Origin of the sequence: Actinosynnema sp. NPDC059335 (genome assembly GCF_042752395.1) — a bacterium.
GTDB lineage: Bacteria > Actinomycetota > Actinomycetes > Mycobacteriales > Pseudonocardiaceae > Actinosynnema.
In genome coordinates, this window is the sequence record NZ_JBHYXZ010000218.1 from 6,679 (window position 1) to 11,331 (window position 4,653).

Consider the following 4,653-nt stretch of genomic DNA (forward strand, 5'->3'; position numbering starts at 1 on the left):
CGGGGGTTTGCACTGGTGTCCCCAAATCGTTCGCTTGGTGGGCCGCGGCCCCGCCACCCCCGCCCTCCCCCCCCCCCCCCGGTTCCGCGTGCGTGGGAGAGGACTTCGGTCCCCGCCCTGTCGGGACCATGCGCACTGCCCCTCGGCGGCGCGCCGGCGGACCGTTCAGGCATGAACGCCGCAGATGTGATGACCCGCCCCGTGTACACGGTCGAACCGACCACCACCGTGCGCGCCGCGAGCGTGCTCATGATCGACCACGGGTTCTCCGCGCTCCCGGTCGCGGAACCCGGCACCCGCCGCCTGGTCGGCATCGTGTCGGGGTCGGACCTGCTGGCCGCCGGCCTCGACCGGGCCGGCGCCACCGTCGCGCAGGTCATGTCCTCGCCCGCGATCAGCGTGCCGCTCACCGCGTCCCCCGCCGAGATGGCGAGCGCGATGCTGGGCCACCGGCTGCGCTGCCTGCCGGTGGTCGACGCCCGCGGTGTGGCCGTGGGCGTGGTGAGCCGCTGCGACCTGCTGCGCGTGTTCACCCCGGACGACGACTTCCTCGCCGCCCGCGTCGACCGGCTGCTGACCGCCTACAGCCGTACCCGGCGCTGGACCGTGGACGTCCGGGACGGCCGGGTCGTGATCGCCGGGTTGTTCGACGACGAGGCCGAACTCCGCGTCGTCACCGCCCTGGTGCGCACGGTGCCCGGAGTGGCGGACATCGACCTGCGCCCGGTCCGCGCGCCGGTGGAAACCGGCTGAGGCCCGCCTCCGGGGAGTCGAAAGTCCCGGTCCCCACAGGACCGCCGCCACTGACCACCGCGCCCTCCCGCCGCGAGGCTTGGAGGGGAGACCCGAGGAGAAACCATGGACACCAAGATCGTCGTGGGTGTGGACGGATCCCCCGCCGGCCGGACCGCCTTGCGGTGGGCGGTCGAGGAAGCCAAGGTGCGTGGCTGCGAGGTCGAAGCGGTCCTCGCGTGGTGTGCCGATCACGGGATGGTCATCGGTCCGGTGTCGGCCACCGTCGCCGCCGGCGTGGACCCGGACGCGCTGCGCGAGGACAACCGCGCCGTGCTCGACGCGGCGATCGCGGAGACCGGCGCCGAGGTTCGGGCGGTGTTGGCCGAGGGCGACGCGCGGGACGTGCTGGTGAAGGCGTCCGAGGACGCGGCGCTGCTGGTGGTGGGCAGCAGGGGCGCGGGGCCGATCCGCGGGGCGTTGCTGGGTTCGGTCAGCTCCTACTGCGTGCACCACGCGCAGTGCCCCGTGGTCGTCATCCGCGAGCCGCGCCCCCGGCATGCCGAGCCCCGACCGGTCGTCACCCCCGGACCCCTGCTGTGACCGCCCTCGCCGACCGCGCGCTGCTGGCCGACGGGTCGGTGGTGCAGCTGCGCCGGCTCGGTCCCGCCGACGCCGACGCCCTGCTCGCCCTGCACCTGGGCCTGCCGCCGCACGACCGGTACCTGCGGTTCTTCGGCGCCTCGCCACGCGCGTTGACCGACTTCGTCGCCCGGCTCACGTCGCCGGACGAACACGGGCACGTCGCCCTCGGCGCGTTCGCCGGGGACGAGCTGGTCGGGGCGGCGAGTTACGTCCTGCTGGAGGGTTCGACGGCCGAGGTCGCGCTGGTGGTGGCGCACGACCGGCAATCGCACGGGGTCGGCACGCTGCTGCTCGAACACCTGATCTCCGCGGCGAAGTCCGAAGGTGTCCGCCGGCTCTCCGCCGACGTGCTCACCGCCAACTCGCGCATGCTGCGCGTGTTCACCGATCTCGGCCTGGTGGTCGAGTCCAGCGTGGACAGCGGAGTGGTGCACGTCGACCTGGGCCTGGAGTTCGACGAGCGCTACCTGGACGCGATCGCCGACCGGGAGCTGGCCGCCGACGTGGCGAGCCTGCGGGCGGTCCTGCGGCCGTCGTCGGTCGTGGTGGTCGGCGCGGGTCGCAAGCGGTCGTCGGTGGGCAACGCCGTGCTCTACAACCTGGTCTTCGGCGGCTACCCGGGCCGGAAGTACGCGGTCAACCCGCACACCGACCAGGTGCTCGGCGTCGTCTCCCGCTCCTCGGTGGCCGAGCTGCCCGAGGCGCCCGAGTTGGCGGTGGTGTGCGTGCCCGCCGACGCGGTGGTCGGGGTCGCCGAGGACTGTGGTCGGCGCGGCGTGAAGGCGCTGGTGGTCATCACCTCCGGTGTCGAGCCCGACCGCCTGGTGGAGGTCGTGCGGCGGTACGGCATGCGCCTGGTGGGGCCCAACTGCGTCGGCGTGGCCGGACCCGACTTGAACGCCACGTTCACCCGCGGTCGCCTCACCGCGGGTGACGTCGGGGTGGTGACCCAGTCCGGTGGGGTGGCGATCGTCGCGGTCGAGCGGCTGCGGCGGTTGGGCCTGGGCACGTCGGAGCTGGTGTCCACCGGGGACAAGTTGGACGTCAGCGGGAACGACCTGCTGTTGTGGTGGGAACGCGACGAGCGGACCCGGGCGGTGGTGCTGTACCTGGAGTCGTTCGGGAACCCGCGGAAGTTCTCGCGGTTGGCCCGGCGGGTGGCGCGGCGCAAGCCGGTGCTGGCGATCCGGGCGGGGAGCAGCGAGGCCGGCCGGCGTGCCGCCGCCTCCCACACCGCTTCGACCGCGACCCCGGTCGTGACGCGGGAGGCGTTGTTCCGGCAGGCGGGCGTGATCGCGGTGGACGGTGTCGGCGAGATGGTCGACGTGCTGGCCGCGTTGCACGCCACCCCGTTGCCCGCCGGGCGGTCGGTGGCGGTGTTGGGCAACGCGGGCGGGTTGGGTGTGTTGGCCGCCGACGCCTGCGAGCGCCACGGGCTGGCCGTCGCCGACCTGGGCCGCGGCACGGTGGAGTCGCTGGGGGAGTTGCTGCCCGGCACCGCGAGCCCGCGCAACCCGGTCGACACGACGGCGGTCGTGGACGACGCCACGTTCGCCCGCTGCCTGGACCTCCTGGCCGCCGACCCGGCGGTGGACGCGGTCATCGCGGTCACCGTGCCCACGGCGCTGGGCGACCCGGCGGGCGGGATCCACCGCACGGCGAAGCCGGTGCTCGCGGTGGGCGCCGACCTGGACGGTTCGGTGTCGCTGCGCGGCGACGGCATCGCCTGCTACGCGGAACCCGATCGTGCCGCCGCCGTGCTCGCCGCACTGGCCGAGCGGGCCGAGTGGCTGGACCGCTCCACACCCCGGCCGGTCGACCTGTCGGACGTGGACCTGGGCACCGCCCGCGCCGTGGTCGCCGACCACCTCATCGGCGAACCCGCGGGTGGGTGGCTCGACCCCGAACGAGTGGTGCGCCTGCTGGGCGCGTTCGGGCTGCCGGTGCTCGGCGGCGTCCTCGTCTCCGATGTCGGGTCCGCGGTGGCCGCACAGCGGTCCTTCGACGCACCGGTCGCCCTCAAGGCCGTGGCACGAGGGCTGCTGCACAAGAGCGAGGGCGGGGGCGTGGTGCTCGACCTGGCCGGCGAGGCCGCGGTGGACCACGCCTTCGAGTCGCTGCGCGAGCGGTTCGGCGAGCGGCTGACCGGTGTGTTCGTGCAGCCCATGGCCGACCGGGGACGCGAGCTGCTCGTCGGCGTGGTGACCGACCCCCAGTTCGGCCCGCTCGTGGTGACCGGTCTGGGCGGCGTCGACACCGACCTGGTGGACGACCGCGCCGCCGCGCTCGCACCGCTGACCGAGGCCGACGCCGACGACCTGCTGCACGGCTTCCGCGCGGCGTCGAAGGTGTTCGCCGAGCACGACGCCTCGGTGGTGAGGGACGTGCTGCTGCGCGTCGGACGGCTCGCCGAGCTGCTGCCCGAGGTCGCGGAGCTGGACCTCAACCCGTTGGTCCTCACCGGGGACCGGGCGCTGGTGGTCGACGCGCGCGTGCGCGTCGTGCCCGCCGTGCCGGTCGACCCGTTCCTGCGCAGGCTGCGCGACGCCGGGAGGTCGTCATGATCACGACGGCGGAGGTGGACGTGACGTACTCGGCCGGGGAGCAGTACGTGGTCCGGATCGGCCGGCACGTCGTCCCGACCGACCAACCCGTCGAAGACGGAGGGGGCGACCGGGCACCCGGCCCGGTCGACCTCCTGGTCGGCTCGATGGCCGCCTGCACCGCGTTCTACGCGGGCCGCTTCCTCGACCGCCACGGCTTGCCCCGCGCCGGCCTCGGGGTCACGGCCCGGTACCGGATGGCGGCCGATCCGCACCGCCGCGTCGCCGAGGTGCGGTTGGACGTGCGGGTGCCCGCCGGGTTGTCCGCGCACGACCGGACCGCCCTGGTGGCGGTCCTGCAGCACTGCACCGTGCACAACACGCTCCGGCAGGGGCCGGAGATCGTCATCGACCTCGACGAGGTGGAGTCATGAGCACAGGTCCGATCGTGGTGGGGATCGACGGGACACCGGCCGCCGAGCGCGCGTTGCGGTGGGCGATGGTCGAGGCGACCCGCCACGACGTCCCGCTGGAGCGGCGGGCCCGCGACGCCACCATGTCGGTGGTCGCCTCCCACGGCGGTGGTCGGGTGCGTCGGGCGGTACTGGGCAGCACCAGCAGCCAATGGGTGCGGCACGCGACCGTGGGGGGGGGGGGGGGGGCCCCCCCCCCCCCCGCGCGGGCGCCCGCCCCCCCCCCGGCGCGGGGGCGCGCACGCGGGGGGCGCGCCCTC

General features: G+C 74.8%; 4 protein-coding genes and 1 pseudogene. All 5 read left to right on the plus strand.

Features of this window, described 5'->3' with window-relative positions:
- The first annotated feature begins 171 nt into the window (after positions 1-171).
- Positions 172-753, plus strand: a complete 582-nt coding sequence (locus ACFXGA_RS37315; protein ID WP_378096921.1) for an HPP family protein — start codon at positions 172-174, stop codon at positions 751-753.
- Between the two features lie 105 nt (positions 754-858).
- On the plus strand, positions 859-1,335 hold the full coding sequence (locus tag ACFXGA_RS37320) for a universal stress protein (protein ID WP_378096924.1): 477 nt from the start codon (positions 859-861) through the stop codon (positions 1,333-1,335).
- Positions 1,332-3,941 (plus strand): GNAT family N-acetyltransferase, encoded by a 2,610-nt coding sequence (locus tag ACFXGA_RS37325; protein WP_378096927.1) that lies wholly within the window; start codon positions 1,332-1,334, stop codon positions 3,939-3,941. The genes ACFXGA_RS37320 and ACFXGA_RS37325 overlap by 4 nt, the downstream gene beginning before the upstream one ends.
- Positions 3,938-4,354, plus strand: a complete 417-nt coding sequence (locus ACFXGA_RS37330) for an OsmC family protein (RefSeq protein ID WP_378096930.1) — start codon at positions 3,938-3,940, stop codon at positions 4,352-4,354. The genes ACFXGA_RS37325 and ACFXGA_RS37330 overlap by 4 nt, the downstream gene beginning before the upstream one ends.
- Positions 4,351-4,653 (plus strand): annotated as a pseudogene (locus ACFXGA_RS37335) (hypothetical protein); the annotation flags it as partial. The gene ACFXGA_RS37330 and the pseudogene ACFXGA_RS37335, both read left to right, overlap by 4 nt.